This window comes from Chitinophagales bacterium (genome assembly GCA_020636495.1).
Taxonomy (GTDB): Bacteria; Bacteroidota; Bacteroidia; order Chitinophagales; family Chitinophagaceae; genus UBA5543.
In genome coordinates this window covers 1,608,172-1,627,532 of sequence record JACJXQ010000008.1, presented here as the reverse complement: position 1 = coordinate 1,627,532, position 19,361 = coordinate 1,608,172, and the positions used below count along the sequence as shown (strand labels likewise).

The window sequence follows — 19,361 nt, the reverse complement described above, 5'->3', positions numbered from 1 at the left end:
CAACTTTCCTTATTCAACAGATCGGAATAGCAGTAGTGACGTACTGTTCAGGATGTAGTGGTTCACAACCAATATATTTCTTATAGTATCGTGTGTTCCCTTTTTCTGAATAAGGATCTCAGGTACTTCTTGTCCTTCAAAAAGATGTGTAACGATCCATGTAGCAAAACCAGATGAGGTATCATATTCACCACAAAGATGTTTAAACGCAGCAATTGATGTATGAGCATCCGCTTTAGATTCTAACACTGTATATACATCCTGCTGTTGCACATCGCCATTCATGCCACAAAGTAATACATCTATATCTGTCAACGATAGCCCTTGTGCAGACAACATATTATTTATGGCAGCAAGCACTTCATCTGTTGAGGCATCCTGCAACATTTCTACGGCAAGCAAGCTGCACAATGCATTTTCGCTTTTATTGGTCAGGGTAAAAAAAGCTGCGCCCTCACCGGCTAATGTACCTTTTGTATCGCTGTGCACAAACAGTTGAAGGTTGGAAGAAAGTGGCTCTTTCCAATATCCTATTTTGCTTTTCACCTTAACATAGTCTGGTGTTATTTCGTCCAGGCAACCTACAAGTATATTCTGCTCCTCACCATCTTCGTTCAACAGCATTTGCGCATCAAACAAGGCTAGTTCAAAAGAAGCACCCCTGTTCACGTAGGTCTGGTTGTATCCATTCGACCTGGTTTGCAATGCCAGCCAGCCATTTACTGAGTTATAAGTAGATTGTATAAAAGATGTGGGAGTAAGAGCTTCTTCTTCATTCTCTATCATATTCAGCAAAAAGGCCTCTGTATCTACCATGGATCCCCTGCCGGTACCAGTGATAATAGCATCAGGTTTTGTAACTCCCGCCCTTTCCAGTGCATTCATACCGGTACTGATGCCCATCTTCAGCAACTTACTCATACGCCTGATGGCTACAGGATTGATGTATTTCCTGTAATTAGGTTCAGACACAACCAGCATACCGTCATTCGTTTCCCTGATATCCTGCAGAAAGCCTTCATCCTCAAAATGCTGTTGAGGAGAAGTAACTGCTGCTGACAATATGTAGACAGGTTTCATCATGCGCGACTGAATAATAAAGAAACATTATTACCTCCAAACCCGAAGGAGTTGCTTAAAACATGTTGGATTTTCTTTCCTTGAACTTCTGTTACTGGCGCTATCTCCAACTCTTCCATTTTTGTATTAAAGTTGAGGTTAGGTAACGTTACTTGACGCTGCAAAGCAATAATACTGAATATCGCTTCGATAGCACCTGCGGCTGCCAGTGTGTGTCCTGTAAATGGTTTGGTTGAGCTGAAACAGGGCTGAGTGAATAGCCTTTGTAATGCCTTGCCTTCAGCAGCATCATTATTAGCGGTAGCAGTACCATGCGCATTGATATAATCAATATCACCGGGATCAAGCCCTGCTTTTTGCAAAGCCAGTTGCATGGTCATCAACGCTCCATCACCTTCGGGTGAAGGAGCAGTTGGGTGATAGGCATCATTCGTATTGCTGTAACCTGAGAGCACAGCCAGCACCTCAGCGCCTCTTGCTAAGGCATCTTCTTCTTTTTCCAGTACAAGATACCCTGCGCCTTCTCCCAGGTTCAGGCCAAAGCGCGACTGGTCGAATGGACGACAGGCGTCTTTATCTACATTCTTCAATGAATTGAAACCATTCAGGGTAAAACGGCTTAGCGCATCACACCCACCGCAGATGGCACGTTTCACCACACCTGCCTGTATCAATCTGTTGCCCAACATTATTGCATTGGCAGACGAAGAACATGCAGTGCTGATAGTAGCCGTAAAAGGTTTAAAACCAAAGTACTTTGCAATGTTCAATGTACTTTCAGCACAATCCAGCGTATCAATATATTTAATGAAAGGCCCTTCCTGTTTGTCTGAAATGAAATCGAGGTACATATCCTCTACAGAACACATACCTCCGACAGTATTGGCATTTATAAGCGCAATGGGTGCTTCTTTAAGAAAGTCCGCACCTACCTTATTTACCAGTTCCAGCATAGCGACAAGCGCCAGCAAGGTAGTCCTGGTGTAACCATTATCACCTACTGGCAAACCCAGCTTTGCAGCAAGCTGGTCATTAGACATATCCACCTCGCCCAGCAAAAACTCCTTAGCGTGTTTTGTTTGCAGGTGAGTTGCATATTTCAGTCCTGGAGTCATGGTCAGCAAAGCATGTGTATGCTCATCCTCACCCAGGCCAAGCGCTGAGATAATTCCGGTAGATGTGATAACTATTCTTCCCGCCATTTGGTTGCGGAGCTTATACAGTCCTGTGTTCCTGGATATATGCCGCCATTGATGCTACAGACTCTAATACTTTACGTCCCTCCCTGGCATCTTCTATCTTAATGCCATAGTTGCGCTCAAGCAATACCATCAACTCCAGAGAATCGATACTATCCAGGCCCAACCCTTCGCCAAAAAGGGGTGCATTGTCGTCTATATCAGCAGGTGTCATTCCTTCCAGGTTCAACGATTCAATGATCTGCTGTTTCAGGGTATTTTTCAATTCTTCCATATAATTCTTTCAAATATCGGACAAAAATAAGCATTCAATGCTTTATGATACCGATAAGTATTTAAAATTCAAATGCTTTATCCACTATCAGCTCTTTCTGCTGCTGGGCGTGCTGTTTAGCAAAACCGGTAGCAGAAGCTGCACTGGCAGGCCGTGTTATATACCTGTCCACCGAAAAATCTTCCTGGTTCATATACAGGTACCCGGCCGCACCCATATTACGCGGTTCTTCCTGTACCCATACCCACTCAGCTTTTTTATACTTGTCCTTCAACTCATTCAGTTGCCTTGTTGGCAAAGGATACATCTGCTCCAAGCGAACTAACGCCACATCAGTGCGTTTTTCCTCTATCTGCTTTTCACTCAGGTCGAAGTACACTTTACCGCTACACAACACCACACGTTTCACTTTGCCGGCCGTTTTTATGTTCGGATCGTCTATCACCTCGCGGAAACCACCTTGGGTAAAGTCCTCAACAGGTGAGTATGAGCGCACATGTCTCAGGTTAGCCTTCGGTGAGAAATTCACCAATGGCTTACGGAAACCCCATGTCATTTGCCTGCGGAACATGTGGAATAGGTTAGCCGCAGTAGTAATATTCGTTACTACGATGTTATCTTCTGCACATAATTGCAGGAAACGTTCAATTCTTGCTGATGAGTGTTCGGGGCCCTGTCCTTCATAACCATGGGGCAACAGCATAACTATGCCGCTCATTTTGCGCCATTTGGTTTCAGCTGATACGATATATTGGTCGATAACGGTTTGGCAACCATTAGCAAAATCGCCAAACTGGGCTTCCCATATGGTCAATGCGTTAGGGTCTGCTATTGAGTAACCATATTCAAAACCTAGCACGGCAAACTCACTCAGTAAAGAGTTATATACCTTAAACGCTTCCGGGTTATCAGACACTTTACTCAGCCTGTTGTAGCTGGAATTATCGTTCTCATCGTGCAACACAGAGTGGCGGTGAGAGAATGTACCTCTCTCCACATCCTGGCCGCTCATGCGTACGATCTTACCATCTGCTATCAGGCTGGCGTAAGCCATAAGTTCACCGGTAGCCCAATCCAGTTTTTTTTCCTCCTTATACAACTTCACTTTATCGTCCAGCAACTTCTTTATCTTCCTCAATGGCTTAAACCCTTCCGGAATATACATCAGGTCTTTGACTAACCTATCTACCTGCTCTGCACTAATACTGGTTTCAGGTGAATGGTCGAAGTCCTCATGCTTTGAGTGCCTGAGACTGCTCCATGCTTTCTCAGGCTCCTGCATGTTATATGGAATCGGCTTTTCTTTCACTTCGTCCAATCTTTGTTGCAAATCGTTCCAATACCTTTCTTCCATCTCCTGTGCCAGTTTCTTGGCATCAGAAGTACCGCTTGCCAGCAATTGCTGAGTATACTTTTCACGTGGGTTCACGTGTTTCTTTATCAGTTCATACAGTTTAGGCTGTGTAAAGCTCGGGTCATCACCTTCGTTATGCCCGTGCTTGCGATAGCATACCATATCTATGAAAAAATCCCCATGGTACTTCTGCCTGTATGCCACGGCTATTTCGCATGCTTTTACCACAGCCTCCGGGTCATCACCATTTACGTGCAGTACCGGTGCATGTACCATAGATGCAATACTGGTGCAATAGTTGGCAGAACGTGCATCATAGAAATCTGTAGTAAAGCCTATCTGGTTATTGATAACAAAGTGTATGGTACCTCCTGTATAATAACCTTCCAGTTTACTCATCTGCAGCAGTTCGTACACTACACCCTGTCCCGCTATCGCTGCATCACCATGTATCAGTATAGGCAATACGCTATCATAATCGCTATCATAAATAGAATCGGCTTTAGCACGGGCAAAGCCAACCACAACCGGGTCCACAACTTCAAGATGCGAAGGATTGGGCGTCAGTTGTACATTCACCTGTTTACCCGCAGGAGTCTCGATATTTGATCGGAAGCCCAGGTGATATTTTACATCACCGCTACCCATGGTAGTATCAGGAGGCAAATAACCTTCAAATTCAGAAAAAATCTGCTCGTAAGTCTTTTTCAGGGTATTAGCCAGAACATTCAGGCGGCCGCGGTGAGCCATACCTATCACTACTTCTTTCACACCTGTTTCTGACGCTGAGTTGATGATCGTATCCAACGCAGGAATAGTACTCTCCCCCCCTTCCAGGCTGAACCTTTTCTGACCTATGTATTTCTTGTGCAGGAACTCCTCGAACATCACTCCTTCGTTCAGCTTCTCGAGTATCCTTTTCTTCTTCTCGAGTGGCAACTCCTCATCCATCATTTCCTCAAACTCGTTCTCTATCCACTCGCAGGTAGCCTGGTCGTTGATGTAGGTATATTCAATACCCACATTACCTGCATATATTTTTTTCAGCTTGGCAAGTATATCCTTCAGCTTAGCCTTACCCATTTTCAGGCGAACACCAGCATGAAACTCAGTTTCAAGGTCTGCATCACTAAGTCCGAAATAATGGAGATCCAACTGCGGTTTACGATCTATTCTCTGCCTGATAGGGTTGGTAGTAGCTATCAGGTGGCCACGCTTGCGATAAGCACGTATCAGCCAGAATACGCCTACTTCTTTAGCTAATTGTTCGTCTGTTATCTGTGCCCGGTCTGCATAAATAGGAGTTTCCTGCTCTACAGCTCCATTTCCGTTCGTCCGGGAGGCGAAGTCGAAACCTTCAAAAAACTTTTCCAGTTCAGCATCAACAGAAGAGGGGTCTTTTTTATAATCCTGATATAGAGACTCTATATAGGCAGGGTGTGAATTCATCACATAAGAAAAATCTTTCATCGTACTACCGCAATTTGGTATGCTTCATTTCTAAAGTTAGTGGTCACATTTGCTATATTAACAAAATGTGAAGCACAAAGTTAATAGCTATTGATCAATTACAGCAATTGGCTTTTTCAATAGTCATAATTTTTGCATGCAAATATAGTTTAATGCTTTTTATTTCAACAAAACCCAGTTAAAACCGAACCGGATCATCGTATTCTGGGCAGGATATCCCGGCAAATTGATAACATTAGCCTTCCTAAAGGCTTGTTGTACCTGGTCTACCATTATGAAACTCCTGAACCTTTTTATCTTGAAATTGAAGAATGCCGCATATATAGGGTCATTACTCAATACGTAGGTATAATCATAATAGAACCTGTTAAATATGGCGCTGTACCTTGCTGTCTGGTATGGGCTGTGATAACGCATTTCTGCACCAATGGCGATTTTTAATGCGTTCTTGAAAATATACCTTTCATAACTGAGTTGGTGCCTGCCAAGGAACATAGGCAGGTTCAATGGCGCATTAGCAGTAAAACTCTGGTACAGCACCTCATTGTCAAATACAACACCCCTCCATTTGAAAGCCTTTTGTAATGATAACTGCAACAAGTTGATAGTAGGTGCATACTGGTCGGGCAATTGCGCAGCATTCATATACAGGTAATTGCTGATGAGGTAGTTGCGCACTTCCAGGTCTAAATGATATTTATTGCTGCTGATACTTCCATATACCTTCGTTACACTTTCTTTATTGAAATTATTTGTTAAAGTATCATAGGCATTGATATAGAGGGAATAATTATATGGAGCGTTGTTAATATTCTGTTGTATACCTGCTTTAATGATTGCAGTACCCTTACCCAACTCCTTTCCTGCTGCAAAATGCAGTAATGAATTGCCGGAGGCTGCACCGGTAACATAAAACTTAGCATCAGCTATGTAAAACAGGTCACCTTGTTCCAATGCCTCTTTGCGTATCTGCGCTACAAGGTAATTACTTGTTATAGTTGTAAAATCCGCATTGATAAGATAACGGGTAGAAAACCTGTCTACCCTTACACCGGCTCCTGCACTAAACTGTATCTGTTTTTCACCTTTGCCCAAAAAGCCATTTAGCAAAAGGGAGTTATCAAAGGTATTCTGCTTCTGGCGGGTAAATACCGAATCAGAACCATCTCCAAAGAATGCTTGTGCAAAAACCGGTGCATACCTCAGCGAGTCGGGTACAAGATCTTTGTAAGTGTATTGCTGGTTACTCAACCTGAAATTGTGAGTTACGCTGAACCTTGGCGTGTATTCTATCTTCATTTGAGTTGAGTCTTCACTATAGAGCGTGTCAGTATGTCCCCAGGAATAACCATGCTGTAACACTATGTTGTAATCTCTTATGGTGTTGGTGATCAGTGATCGCGGCACTGCAGAACCACCGCCGGATACTGCATTGGCGTAAGCAATGTCCACATTGCTCCTCTCATTATAACTATCATTGGTCAGTTGTGAGGTATCAACTATTCCGCCATTCTCATCCTGTATATCCTTATTATAGATTATACCGGCTTTTAGTTTGTACCGGTGATTAATACTCTCATAGTTGGTCGAAAAAGAGCCCATATCATGAGAGGTTCTCTGTAACAGGAAAAAACCCTGCGAGCTGACCCTGTTATACTCAAATGCAAAATTCCAGTTGGGTTTTATATTCTGCGTATGTAATATACCCACCTGTTGCTCCAGTTTGCTGCCCAACCTGAAACTGAATTCAGAATACGGCACCGTTGTATTATAATAACGCAAACTGTCAGGGTTTAACCTGAATACGTTAAAAGTGTTATAACCAAGGGAAGGACCTGTACGGTCTTCCGGGGTGAACATCAGGTTCTGCACAGAAGTACCGTAATTTCCCAGGTCTCGGTACCAGGGTTGTATATTCGGTCTGCGATGAAATGTATGAATACTTGAATCCGGCGTATGTACCTTATTAGAATTCAGATACTTGTACCTCACCTTGACAATGATATTGTCGTTGTGCCAATCGTCTGTGTTTGTCTTATCAAATTGTAATGAATCCTTTTTCTGATCTTGCAACCCTAATGGAGCGCCCGGTTGCTGCTGCGCAAAAACACCGTAACTGCACAACATCAGCAGTGCAAAAGCATATATGCCTTTTATGGTTGACACCTGTTTATTCTTATGTATTCTTCCGCTCAAAGAATTGCAAAGTTAATCCAATAGATGTTTATTATACGCTAAGGAAATGATGCTGTGGCAAAATACTACTCATCGTAGCCGGGATTGGGCACTTCATTCACTTTTACCACGCCTTCTTCCAGGTGTTCATTAGGCAATTCACGAAAATGCCTTTGTTCAATCGTGTCAATAGAAGCCTTACGGTGCAGATGCTGTCCAACAATTTCTTTAATGCTCTTACCTGCCAGGTTCAGGATGTCATTCTTCTGTCGTATAGCCCTTGAACTCCTGCCAAGTGCATAAAAAAGAACAGCAACCAATCCAAAAACAGCATATATGGCAAAAACAAAAGCCTGTATATTGATCCACCCCATACTCCTGAACTCTGATTTAAAACGCAGGTCTGCCAGGATATAGAAAGGGTATATCTTATCCATAAAGAACATAAAAGCAATAATACCCGCCGCCAGCAGGTAGCAGATCACTTCAGAAAATATCATGAAGCCCTTACTGATGAGTCTTTGTGCAGCGGGCTTACGTAACGATGTGCCTAAAGGATCCAGCAGTTCTACCTGCTCGTAGATCATCTTCTTCTGTTCTTTGAAATCCTTTAATAGATCGTCCTGTAACCTTGTAGAGGTCATAATCCTATATATTGGCGGTAACACAAATGTAACATAGGTATTGATTACCGCAAATGGGCTGACGGAAATAAGTTTCCACATTTTATTAGCATTTATGTTTATAAAAACCGGCAGTTTTCGGAACTTTGCACATCTTAAATTTTAGCATGGCACATAAAGTGTATTTTTACCAATATGTTTTGCGCTAATTATTATAATAATATAAGTACCCGGCTTAGCAGCTAACTGTATATAGATGAAGAATAAAAAGGAGATCAACCGAAGAAGGACATTTGCGATCATCTCTCACCCGGACGCAGGTAAGACTACGCTTACTGAAAAGCTGCTGCTTTTTGGTGGCGCCATACAGGTGGCAGGTGCTGTAAAAAGCAACAAAATAAAGAAACATGCTACCAGCGACTTTATGGAAATAGAGAAGCAGCGTGGTATATCAGTGGCTACTTCAGTTATGTGCTTTGAGTACAGGGATACACTCATCAACCTGCTGGATACGCCGGGTCACAAAGACTTTGCTGAAGATACCTACCGCACGCTTACCGCTGTTGACAGTGTAATACTGGTGATAGACGGTGTGAATGGTGTAGAAGAACAGACACGACGCCTGGTGGAGGTTTGTCGCATGAGGGATACGCCTGTTATCGTTTTTGTGAACAAAATGGACCGTGATGGCAAATTCCCTTTCGACCTGCTGGATGAAATAGAAAAAGAACTAAGCATCAGCCTGCACCCCATGACATGGCCTATAAATATGGGTAAAGAATTCAAAGGGGTGTATAACCTGCATGATAAAAGCCTGAACCTGTTTACTGCCAGCCAAAAAGCAACAGAAGAAAATACCGTTCCAATACCCGACTTGAACGACAAATTGCTGGACGAGAAAGTAGGAGAAAGAGATGCTAACCAGTTGAGGGAAGATGCTGATCTGCTGGAAGGCGTTTACGGAGAGCTGGATAAAGAAGCTTACCTGAAAGCACAGATAGCACCCCTGTTTTTCGGCAGTGCGGTGAATAACTTTGGTGTAAAAGAACTTTTAGATACTTTCATAACTATATCGCCCACCCCGCTAGGCAGGCCTACCAGCACACGTTGGATAGAGCCTGACGAGGATAAGTTCTCAGGTTTTATATTTAAGATCCACGCCAACCTGGATCCCAGGCACAGGGACAGGATCGCATTCCTGAGAGTAGTTTCAGGTGAGTTTAAACGCAATGTCTATCTGAAGCACACCCGACTTGAAAAAGACATCCGCTTCAGCAACCCATATACCTTCATGGCACGCGAAAAAGAAGTGGTTGACAGTGCATACCCCGGCGATGTTGTCGGCCTGTACGACACAGGTAGTTTTAAAATAGGCGATACACTTACTGATGGAGAAATACTGCAATTTACTGGTATCCCAACCTTCTCTCCTGAGATTTTCAAAGAGTTAGTGAATAAAGACCCGATGAAAACCAAACAGCTCGATAAGGGTATCCGCCAGTTGACAGACGAAGGTGTAGCCCAGTTATTTACCCAACATGGTGGCAACAGGAAGATAATAGGCTGCGTGGGTGAACTACAGTTTGAAGTAATACAATATCGCCTGTTGCAGGAATATGGTGCCTCCTGCGATTTCAATCACCTTAGCTTTTATAAAGCCTGCTGGATAACAGGCGACAAAAAGAAGATAGATGACTTTGTGCGTTTCAAACAGGCCAACATAATGGAAGATAAGGACGGCAACCTTGTTTACCTGGCACAAAGTGAATGGTTCCTGAATACAGAAAAGCAGAACAACCCGGACATAGAGTTCCATTTTACCAGCGAGTTTAAAACTGCCATGGCATAAATTTGTTGACGTATAAAGCACAGAGTTCACTATAAAATAACATAGCCTGTTAGTAACATACTAACAGGCTATATTATTATGTACCCATTCCTTATCAGACCAACAACAAGGACCTGTTATTTTTAAATGTCTTATTTTTAAGCATATCTCAATATACCTGAACAATCAGGCGCACTGAAATGTTATCCTTCCTGTAAGGATTTGCCATGTGATATGTCTTCATTACAATGGAGCTCACATAAGCAATACATCTGTAACGAATGTCAAGGCCTTAATACAATGACCTTAAAAGAACAATACTGGAAAGTAAGACAAAGAACTGAAGAACTATGTCGGCCATTAAAAACTGAGGACTATGTGCCACAGCCTGTTATTTATGCCAGTCCTCCCAAATGGCATATTGCGCATGTTACATGGTTTTTCGAAGAGATGATACTGAAACAGTATATGGAGGGTTATAAAGAGTATCATCCCGACTTCTGCTATTTATTTAACAGCTATTACAATACAGTTGGCGAAAGAACGCTACGTGCCGAACGCGGCAATATCACACGCCCGGGTGTAGACGAAGTATTTGCCTATCGCAGGTATGTAGATGAAAATATGAACCAGTATTTGTCAAACAATATTCCTGCGGATGTACAGAAACTGGTACAACTTGGCATGAACCATGAACAACAGCACCAGGAACTATTTATTACAGACCTGAAATATGCTTTGGGACACAACCCGATATTTCCTGTATATAAAGACGACTATAACTTACTGAAAGACCATAACACGGGCAATGGCTTTGTACATATAGATGAAGGTATTTACGAAATAGGTTTTGAAGGTGATGAGTTTTGTTATGACAATGAGCTGGGCAGGCACAAGGTTTACCTGCATACTTTTGATATAAGCAAAGCATTAGTAACTAATGGCGAGTATATAGAATTCATCCAGGCTGGTGGGTACAAAAATTTCAACTATTGGCTGGACGAAGGTTGGGCATGGGTGAATGAGAACAATGCACGATCACCTATGTACTGGCACAACATAAATGGCGAGTGGCTCTATTACACATTAGCCGGGTTGCAAAAGATTGCCCCGGATGCTATACTGGGTCATATAAGCTATTACGAAGCCAATGCTTTTGCCACTTGGAAAGGAATGCGCTTGCCAACAGAGTTTGAATGGGAAGTAGCCAGCGAACAGTTGGACTGGGGCAAGCGCTGGGAGTGGACCAACAGCGCCTACCTGCCCTACCCCGGATTCAGCATAGCTGCAGGGGCAGTTGGCGAATACAATGGTAAATTCATGGTGAACCAGATGGTGTTGCGAGGAGCATCGGTAGCAACATCCGAAGGGCACAGCCGCAAAACATATCGCAACTTCTTTCACCCGCACTACCAGTGGCAATTTTCAGGTATAAGACTAGTAAAATAATGAACGAGAATTTCAGACAAGACGTAGACACAGGATTAAGCGCTACACCCAAACAACTGCTCTCAAAATACTTTTATGACGAGACAGGCGATTCCTTGTTCGTAAAGATCATGAACATGCCGGAATATTACCTGACCAATTCAGAGTATGAGATATTCACGACACAGGCAGAAGACATTATCAAAGCATTTGGCGTAAACGGCGGCACACTCGAACTGATAGAGCTGGGTGCCGGAGATGGAACAAAAACTATTGAACTACTTAAGGTACTGCAAGGGAAAACAAATTTCACCTACGTACCAATAGATATTTCACAGAATGCATTAGACCTACTGTGCCTACGTCTGGCAAAAGAAGTACCGGGAATTAACGTGCAGCCATTACAGGGAGATTATTTTAGTGTACTGGCAGATATAAAGCAACATCAAGCGCAAAAGGTAATTCTCTTCCTAGGGTCGAACATCGGGAACATGCTGGACCATAACGCCCGAAGATTCGTAAGGCAGTTATGCGAACAACTGAACCACGGGGACAAAGTACTACTGGGTGTAGACCTCAAGAAAGACGCATCCATTATCCTCCCGGCTTATAACGATGCACAAGGCATAACAAGAGACTTCAACCTCAACCTGCTGACACGCATCAACAGGGAACTGGGTGGCAATTTTGTCGTCAGTTTGTTTGAGCACAAACCTTTATATAATGAAGAACTGGGGCAGGCTGAAAGCTACATCCAAAGCATGAAAGATCAGGATGTACACATAAAGGCCACAGGCAAAACCTACCATTTTGATAAAGGGGAACGTATCCATATGGAGATATCCCGTAAGTACGATGATAAAACCATCAATGATATCATCAGCGACACAGGTCTGCAACTGAAACATAAATTCACAGACAGCAAAAACTATTTTGCTGACTATATATTAGTAATGGAATAAAAACAATAACATGAAAGCTACATGGAATGGCAAGGTACTTGCTGAAAGCAACGAGACAAGAGTGATCGAAGGCAATTATTACTTTCCGCCGGAAAGCATAAACAAAGAGTTTTTCTCGGAGAGTAATACTCACACGATCTGCCCATGGAAGGGTACGGCCTCGTACTACAATGTTACGGTAGATGGCAAAGAGAATGCTGACGCAGCATGGTATTACCCGGAAACCTCACAACTGGCGGAGGCTATCAAAGGTTATATTGCTTTCTGGAAAGGTGTTGAAGTAAGCAAATAGCATATATTAAACTTTCGTTTGTATATTAAAGTTCAATATCAGATCATCTCAGTATTCCACAAACGAAAGACCATATAACGAAAAGACTGAACCATGCAGTATTCTGGCCACCGATGATACTGCTGTTAACGGCTCTGGCATTCAGTCTGTGGGGAAAAGATGAATTCCTGGCAATGGTCAATGGCGCAAACGATTGGATACTGAACCATTTTGACAAAGCATTCAGCTATACCTCTTTCTTTATGGTGTTGCTATGCATCACCATCTATTTTTCTCCTATCGGCAAAGTAAAGATCGGTGGGCCGGAAGCGAAACCTACGCTGAACAAATACCGCTGGTTCTCTATTGTACTGTGCACTACTATTGCTGTAGGTATATTATTTTGGGGGTCTGCAGAACCTTTATACCATTTATCCTCACCACCCGACTCGCTACCTCCTGGTACGGACCCCATAGGATTCAGCATGTCTACTATGTATATGCACTGGAGTTTTACACCTTATGCCATTTACACAATCCCTGCGTTACTGTTTGCGTTAGGCTATTATAATATGAAGCAGCGGTTCTCACTCGGCACAATGCTTTTCCCTATCATCCGCAATAAAGACAGAAATTGGTGGTCGGTACCCTTAGATAACATTTGCCTCTTCGCACTCGTAGCGGGCATGTCTGCATCGCTGGGAGCAGGCATTTTAAGCATATCCGGGGGTATTCAAAAACTATCGGGTTTATCTTCCGGTTCATTACTCACCGGGGCAATAGCATTGATCATTGTCTTATCATTCACTATATCTGCCGCAACAGGCCTGCTAAAAGGGATACGCATATTATCCTCGATCAACGTTGTGATATTTATACTACTCGTGTTGGCAGTTATAATACTGGGGCCGGCAAGTGAATTACCCGGCTATATGCTGAGAGGATTAAAAGAGTACATTATCAACTTCATCCCTCATAGCCTATCTACAGGAAATTTCAGCGACAAAGAGTGGACACACTCATGGACCACATTCTACTGGGCCAACTGGATGGCATGGGCACCTGTCTCCGCGCTTTTCCTGGGACGGATAGCATATGGATATACTGTCAGGCAATTCATCATCTTCAACTGGCTGATACCTGCACTTTTTGCTATTGTATGGATGACTGTCTTCAGTGGCACAAGTATCTACCAGGAGTTGAACTATGGACACCTGTTAGGGAAGTCATTACATGAGCAAGGCCCGGAATCTGTTATGTATAACATTGTCCATACATTCCCGTTCAGCCGACTTTTCATCATAGTCTTCCTGTTCACCATGTTCATATCTTATGTTACAGCTGCAGACTCGAACACCGAGGCAATGTCCGGCATTAGCACAGAAGGCCTGTCACCGGACAACCCCGACCCTCCAGGCTATATAAAATACATATGGGGCGCACTGGTGGGTGTAGTGGCGTGGGTTATGGTTAGCTTTTCCGGCATCTCGGGAGTAAAAATGTTGAGTAACCTCGGTGGACTTCCTGCCCTGTTCCTGCTCATACTTTGCTGTGTGGGTATGACCATCCTGATATTCAGACGGAAGCAAATACTGTAAGAAGCTTATACTTACTTATTCAGCTTCTTAAGCAGTTTTTCGATCCTCTTCTTCTGAGAATCTTTCTCCAAGCCTTCTATCCTATCATTCAGGATAGCGATAAATTGCTGTTTATACTTATTGGTAACAACAGGCATAGCCTTTTCCGCATACATTGGGAACTGGTTACCCGCAGCCTGCATCAGTTGTTCAAACAATAATGGCATCACCTTATCTGCCATCTTGCCGTTAGCAGCCAGGTTACACAAAGTCCCCATTACGTGATCTTTGGTTATAACAGAACCTTTTTCGCCCGCGTCCAGTATCTCAGGCAGATGTGCATATATTTTATCAGGGGCGACCTGGCTGATGGCGTCAATAGCGGTCATCGCTCCCCATATCATCCTGTTGTTCTTGCTGTTAAGTTTAGACAGGAAAGCGCCAAGGTGGTCTTTTACCAGATAAGGTGATATATACCCTACTTCGTACAGAACCTTGATAGCGTCATTATGAATGTCTTTCTTCTTATCATTCAGTAATGCTATCAGGTCTTTTACAGCGGCAGCATCTTTTGCCGCTGCAATTTTCTGTGCCAACTCAATATTAGGGTCTTCATCCCGCCTGCCTAGCGAAGATGCGAGGTTGTCTATCACGTTTATTTTTGCCATCTCTCAAGTTTTGGTATTCCTTTAGTAAGCATGCCTGCCAGAAAACCCGGGAAACCCATAGACTGTAATTTCTTCTTCACGTATTCCTGCATTTCAGTTACAGTCATATCCTTTGCCACAAATTCTCCATTGGCATAACAATAGCTACAGTATTTATCACTCTTACTACCATCTGCATTGGTACCGCCGCCGCCGGGGTCCTTATCTAATGGCATGCTGCAACTCTGGCAATTCTTATACGTACTCATATATGCTTCTTAATTTATCAGCAAAGTTAACCCTCCCGATGACAACCCTATGTCACTCCGGTTATTCATTCTTTATTTTTCTCTTGAAATACTGTTAATATGGCTTTTTATTATGAACCTGTTTTTATCACCTCAAATCAATAATAATTTTAAAATATTGATTATCAATTAGTTAAGTTGCTAATTTTGTTAACAGGTTGTTAGCAGGTTGCAAACGCGTGGTTAACCGGGCGTAAATATTTCCCATATGTGTACCGGCGTCGCATCTTTGTATCGTCAATAACGACAAACACAAACAACAAACATTTTTAAACAAACAACCAAACTAACAAAAACAAACAATTATGAAAAAGATCATCGCAATCGCAGTTTTCGCTTCAATCGGTTTCGCAGCTAACGCTCAAAACCAGGCTAACCAGACCTCTTCTGCTTCTCAAACTACCAACCTGGTACTCAGCAACGCAATCGAGATCACTTTCACAGGTAACAGCTCTGCTACAGGTGCTGACGTGACTATCCCTTTCACAACAGTTAACGACTACGCTAACGGTGTTGAGAGTGATGCACAGGAACTGAAAGTACGTTCTAACAAGAATTTCTCAGTAGCTGTTAAAGCTAACGCTACAAACTTCTCATACACAGGTAACACTACCCCGGCTCCAACAATGCCTGTAAGTGGTGTTCTGGCAGTAAAAGTAACAGCTAACGGTACAGGTGGTTCTATAGCCAGCCCGTTCTCTTCAACTGCTTACTCTACGCTGACAGCTTCTAACCAGGACCTGATCACAGCAGCTGACCGTGGTGGCAACCAGACTTTCAGTGTAAAGTATAAAGCTACTCCAGGTTTTGCTTACCCTGCAGGTACTTACGCGGTTGACGTAGTGTACACTGCTACTCAGGAATAAGTTTTGTCTCTCTCGTAATAATTTAACAAGAAAGGAGCCCCGTAAGGCTCCTTTCTTGTTTTTATACTTTTCTTCAATTATTGTTTTACAAAAGGTGCAACACCTATTCCATTCTCAAAAGTTACACGGGTGAAGTAATTACCCGGAGTCAGCCTGGTAATATCCAGATCATTATTATCCTGCGCTGAAAGAACCAGCTTACCCTGCAGATCAAACACTTCAACTATAAAATGAGTGTTACCCGCAGGTATATCAATACGCAACCTGTTATCAGCGGGATTAGGATAAACGTCCAGCTTACTGATAGTGTTTGTTTTCACATCCCCTACAGAAAGCCCTCTGTATGTATCCCTGTAACGTACCGTAGAAATAGTTTCTGTACTACCCACCATATTCGTAGTTATCCACAATGCGGGATAATGTTCACCCTGCACAAGCCAGAAGTAGTCTACCGTCTGTCTTGGGATACCTATCGGAGGCACAGGCAATGAGCTCATAATAAAGCTATCCGTCCCACTCACTTCGGAGCGTACTCTGATACAACTTTTGGGTGTAGTAAAATAAGGCGTTTGTATTGTTCCCCATGCGTCTACCTGTGTTCTGCGGTCACCGGTTTGTACCATTCTGCCTACAGAAGGCACCGGAACATTCAGATAATAATCAGAAGTATCTTTATCGCCATACTCCAGCGGAAAGAAAAACAGCTCATCCTCATTGCTGTAAGTTGCAGGAATTGGCACACCACTGATCTTGGCACCAAAGCCCTCTGCAATGAACCTGTTATTAGGTGCCGTGCCTTTTTTATTGAAGAATGTGTATACCTCAGTAACACTGATCGGCAATGGAGCACCGCCTGCCCCCCCAAAGGTATCGGCTACTTTATACCCATAAGCCGTAGGAGAAATTGTCACATAGGCTAAATTTACTTGCAGTGCTAACTTATACTCATTCAATCCTTGTGTAACGGGTTTCATAGTATCAAAATTCCAGACCTTATTAGCACCGGTATCATTCAGGTTTATGTTAAACCCTACGGGAATGGTTGTGCTGTACCTCAAAGTGTCACCGGATACCGGCATATCGCCTGATGTAATAGTAATTTGTCCGCAGGCACAGGTTGCAATTCCTGCACACAGTAAGAAAATGGGTAATACTTTTTTCATAAAACCAGATTTATACTGCAATATACCAAATATGTGTATCTGTTGAATAAGGATGTAACGGTTCGTACCTTTAAACAACAGTAAATACAAATATCATGGAAGATAAAACAAATGACGCCACCCCGAAAAGACCTGAAGGAGAGCGTACCATTGATGCCCCGCTTGTAAATATTGACCTGAACGGTTACATCCGCCAGATAAAATCGGAAGAAGCATGGCTGAACAACAAACGGAACTCCATTACATTGTTCAAAAGTGACAATATGCGTATTGTGATGATAGGTTTGCATATGAATACCGAACTGCCTGAACATACCGCAGACGGTGTCATCAGCGTACAGGCGCTGGAGGGGCATATCATATTTAAAGCCAATAACGAAGAGCAAAAGCTCACACCCGGAAACATGGTAACCCTACATGAAAAAATACCTCATAGCGTGGTGGCAGTAGAAGATTCTGTATTCCTGCTGACCATGGCCATGAAAAAATAGAGTAGCTTCGCACACTAAACTATTGGCAAATGGTACAGGCGGGTATATATCATACATTAAAGGTTGTGAAACATGTTGACTTCGGCATCTACCTGGATGGAGACGGAACGGAGATACTTATGCCAACCCGCTTTGTGCCCGAGGGTGTGCAGGATGGGGATGAGATAACGGTATTCGTTTATAACGACAACGAAGGCCGCCCTATCGCTACCTCTCAAAAACCATACGGTGTTGTGGGCGATATTGTAGCACTGCGCGTAAAAGACAAGAATAACCAAGGCGCCTTTCTTGACTGGGGGCTGATGAAGGACCTTTTCCTGCCATTATCTCAACAATCGTCCCCGATCAGGGTAGGCGGTAAATATCTTGTATATATATACGTTGATGAAATGACAGGACGCGTAGCTGCCACCGAACGTATCTCAAAACACATCAGCAATGAAGAACTGACCGTAGCAGAAGGCGATGAGGTAGACCTGTTGGTATGGAGGGAGACTGAGATCGGCTATGCTGTCATCATTAACAACATGCACGAAGGGTTGGTACACTTTAATGATGTTTTTAAAGAACTGAATACCGGGGACAAGTTGAAAGGGTATGTAAAATCAATATTGCCAGACAATAAAGTAACAGTTGCTATAGGCAAAAAAGGGTATCAACGTATTGAGGACGAAACAGAAAAAATTCTCCGCTTGTTAGACGAACATAATGGGTACCTGCCTTATCATGATAAATCAGACCCGGAAGAGATCTACGATTTTTTTGGCATGAGTAAAAAAGCATTTAAGATGGCCACCGGTTCACTCTACAAACAGCGTAAGATCTCATTTACAAAAACAGGCATCAAGCTCGAAACGGATTAACGCTGATTATACAGGTCTTTCTTGGTATAATTACCCATATTGATGGTATAGCCCGATTTTTCATTTACCTCTACCACTTCCATACTCCCCTCCAACTGGTTGTTCTTATAGAACTTACCCTGCATGATCATACCCGTCATGCCATCTAACCCATGAAAATATTTCCCCCACGGACTTTTGCCTGATGCTTTGGCAAAATCAACCTGCATCTTATTGGTCACCCAGGCTTCGGTTTTAGTATGGTTATCTTCATCTACGCACACGTACTCTTCGCATGGGTAACCCTTTATTGTTTTTGTCTTTCCCGATTTACTACATTTCACGTTGCTGTAAGTTCCGCGCTCCTGCATCATCTTATCCAGTCCCAGGTCTTCTATTGCCTTTGTATTCATGGCTATGTAAGATTTGTCCTTTTCAGCAACCATAACAACCGCGTTATTTTTTGCATCAAATATTGCCGTCATATCCTGGTTTTTGTTCACCTTGTCTTTACCCATAAATGCCAGTGTTTGTTGCTCAGCATTGATGTAATATTCCATGTTGCTGGTCTCCTTCTTAGCGCCTTTCTCATAGCTGTTTATCTCCATCTTCATGCTTACAGGAAAACTATACCGCGACCGTGTTTCCACACTCATCATCTTGCTCATCATTTCCATCATTTTAGCAGCACCGTCACCGCTCATCATTTCTTTTGCGGCTTTTTCCGCTTCTGCATTCTGGGCAAAAGAAATAATACTTCCTAAAAACAACCAGAGCAAAACAAGAAATCTCTTCATAACATA

The 19,361-nt window shown here is 43.0% G+C and carries 18 protein-coding genes; 8 read left to right on the top strand and 10 right to left on the bottom strand.

Features of this window, described 5'->3' with window-relative positions:
• Nucleotides 1-9: 9 nt before the first annotated feature.
• The 6 genes from H6550_06980 to H6550_06955 all read right to left on the bottom strand — a co-directional run bounded on the left by H6550_06980 (nucleotide 10) and on the right by H6550_06955 (nucleotide 8,196).
• Nucleotides 10-1,083 (bottom strand): beta-ketoacyl synthase chain length factor, encoded by a 1,074-nt coding sequence (locus H6550_06980; protein ID MCB9045866.1) that lies wholly within the window; start codon nucleotides 1,081-1,083, stop codon nucleotides 10-12.
• On the bottom strand, nucleotides 1,080-2,282 hold the full coding sequence (locus H6550_06975) for a beta-ketoacyl-[acyl-carrier-protein] synthase family protein (GenBank protein MCB9045865.1): 1,203 nt from the start codon (nucleotides 2,280-2,282) through the stop codon (nucleotides 1,080-1,082). The genes H6550_06980 and H6550_06975 overlap by 4 nt, the downstream gene beginning before the upstream one ends.
• A gap of 13 nt (nucleotides 2,283-2,295) precedes the next feature.
• The gene (locus H6550_06970) at nucleotides 2,296-2,553 is read right to left on the bottom strand and encodes an acyl carrier protein (GenBank protein MCB9045864.1); all 258 of its coding nucleotides are present in this window, start codon (nucleotides 2,551-2,553) and stop codon (nucleotides 2,296-2,298) included.
• Nucleotides 2,554-2,614: 61 nt separating this feature from the next.
• The gene (locus H6550_06965) at nucleotides 2,615-5,377 is read right to left on the bottom strand and encodes a 2-oxoglutarate dehydrogenase E1 component (protein ID MCB9045863.1); all 2,763 of its coding nucleotides are present in this window, start codon (nucleotides 5,375-5,377) and stop codon (nucleotides 2,615-2,617) included.
• Nucleotides 5,378-5,536: 159 nt separating this feature from the next.
• A complete protein-coding gene (locus tag H6550_06960; GenBank protein ID MCB9045862.1) occupies nucleotides 5,537-7,573 on the bottom strand; it encodes a hypothetical protein in 2,037 nt (678 codons plus the stop codon).
• Between the two features lie 65 nt (nucleotides 7,574-7,638).
• Nucleotides 7,639-8,196: a hypothetical protein gene (locus tag H6550_06955; GenBank protein ID MCB9045861.1), complete on the bottom strand. Its 558-nt coding sequence runs from the start codon at nucleotides 8,194-8,196 to the stop codon at nucleotides 7,639-7,641.
• A 235-nt stretch (nucleotides 8,197-8,431) separates the two neighbouring features.
• On the opposite strand from H6550_06955, the gene H6550_06950 reads away from it, so the two are divergent.
• The 5 genes from H6550_06950 (at nucleotide 8,432) to H6550_06930 (ending at nucleotide 14,262) form a co-directional block, all read left to right on the top strand.
• A complete protein-coding gene (locus H6550_06950) occupies nucleotides 8,432-10,024 on the top strand; it encodes a peptide chain release factor 3 (GenBank protein ID MCB9045860.1) in 1,593 nt (530 codons plus the stop codon).
• A 279-nt stretch (nucleotides 10,025-10,303) separates the two neighbouring features.
• Nucleotides 10,304-11,452 carry an ergothioneine biosynthesis protein EgtB gene (locus tag H6550_06945; GenBank protein ID MCB9045859.1) on the top strand — a complete coding sequence of 383 codons (1,149 nt, stop codon included), beginning with the start codon at nucleotides 10,304-10,306 and terminating at the stop codon, nucleotides 11,450-11,452.
• Nucleotides 11,452-12,393 carry an L-histidine N(alpha)-methyltransferase gene (gene egtD, locus H6550_06940; GenBank protein MCB9045858.1) on the top strand — a complete coding sequence of 314 codons (942 nt, stop codon included), beginning with the start codon at nucleotides 11,452-11,454 and terminating at the stop codon, nucleotides 12,391-12,393. The genes H6550_06945 and egtD overlap by 1 nt, the downstream gene beginning before the upstream one ends.
• 10 nt (nucleotides 12,394-12,403) lie before the next feature.
• A complete protein-coding gene (locus tag H6550_06935) occupies nucleotides 12,404-12,685 on the top strand; it encodes a DUF427 domain-containing protein (GenBank protein ID MCB9045857.1) in 282 nt (93 codons plus the stop codon).
• A 113-nt stretch (nucleotides 12,686-12,798) separates the two neighbouring features.
• Nucleotides 12,799-14,262, top strand: a complete 1,464-nt coding sequence (locus tag H6550_06930; protein MCB9045856.1) for a BCCT family transporter — start codon at nucleotides 12,799-12,801, stop codon at nucleotides 14,260-14,262.
• Nucleotides 14,263-14,273: 11 nt separating this feature from the next.
• Here H6550_06930 and H6550_06925 read toward each other — a convergent pair whose 3' ends face one another.
• Together H6550_06925 and H6550_06920 are read right to left on the bottom strand one after the other, a co-directional pair.
• On the bottom strand, nucleotides 14,274-14,909 hold the full coding sequence (locus H6550_06925; GenBank protein MCB9045855.1) for a hypothetical protein: 636 nt from the start codon (nucleotides 14,907-14,909) through the stop codon (nucleotides 14,274-14,276).
• Nucleotides 14,897-15,157, bottom strand: coding sequence for a zinc ribbon domain-containing protein (locus tag H6550_06920; GenBank protein MCB9045854.1), 261 nt, complete (start codon nucleotides 15,155-15,157; stop codon nucleotides 14,897-14,899). The genes H6550_06925 and H6550_06920 overlap by 13 nt, the downstream gene beginning before the upstream one ends.
• 344 nt (nucleotides 15,158-15,501) lie before the next feature.
• Here H6550_06920 and H6550_06915 point away from each other — a divergent pair, with 344 nt between their 5' ends.
• Nucleotides 15,502-16,062, top strand: a complete 561-nt coding sequence (locus H6550_06915) for a hypothetical protein (GenBank protein ID MCB9045853.1) — start codon at nucleotides 15,502-15,504, stop codon at nucleotides 16,060-16,062.
• A gap of 77 nt (nucleotides 16,063-16,139) precedes the next feature.
• On the opposite strand, the gene H6550_06910 is transcribed toward H6550_06915, so the two are convergent.
• Nucleotides 16,140-17,225, bottom strand: a complete 1,086-nt coding sequence (locus H6550_06910) for a T9SS type A sorting domain-containing protein (GenBank protein ID MCB9045852.1) — start codon at nucleotides 17,223-17,225, stop codon at nucleotides 16,140-16,142.
• A 95-nt stretch (nucleotides 17,226-17,320) separates the two neighbouring features.
• Here H6550_06910 and H6550_06905 point away from each other — a divergent pair, with 95 nt between their 5' ends.
• Together H6550_06905 and H6550_06900 are read left to right on the top strand one after the other, a co-directional pair.
• Complete coding sequence (locus tag H6550_06905) at nucleotides 17,321-17,716, top strand: cupin domain-containing protein (GenBank protein ID MCB9045851.1); 396 nt, start codon at nucleotides 17,321-17,323, stop codon at nucleotides 17,714-17,716.
• A gap of 29 nt (nucleotides 17,717-17,745) precedes the next feature.
• Complete coding sequence (locus H6550_06900; protein MCB9045850.1) at nucleotides 17,746-18,579, top strand: RNA-binding protein; 834 nt, start codon at nucleotides 17,746-17,748, stop codon at nucleotides 18,577-18,579.
• On the opposite strand, the gene H6550_06895 is transcribed toward H6550_06900, so the two are convergent.
• Complete coding sequence (locus tag H6550_06895; protein MCB9045849.1) at nucleotides 18,576-19,355, bottom strand: hypothetical protein; 780 nt, start codon at nucleotides 19,353-19,355, stop codon at nucleotides 18,576-18,578. The two genes, H6550_06900 and H6550_06895, sit on opposite strands and share 4 nt — an antisense overlap.
• Nucleotides 19,356-19,361: the final 6 nt, after the last annotated feature.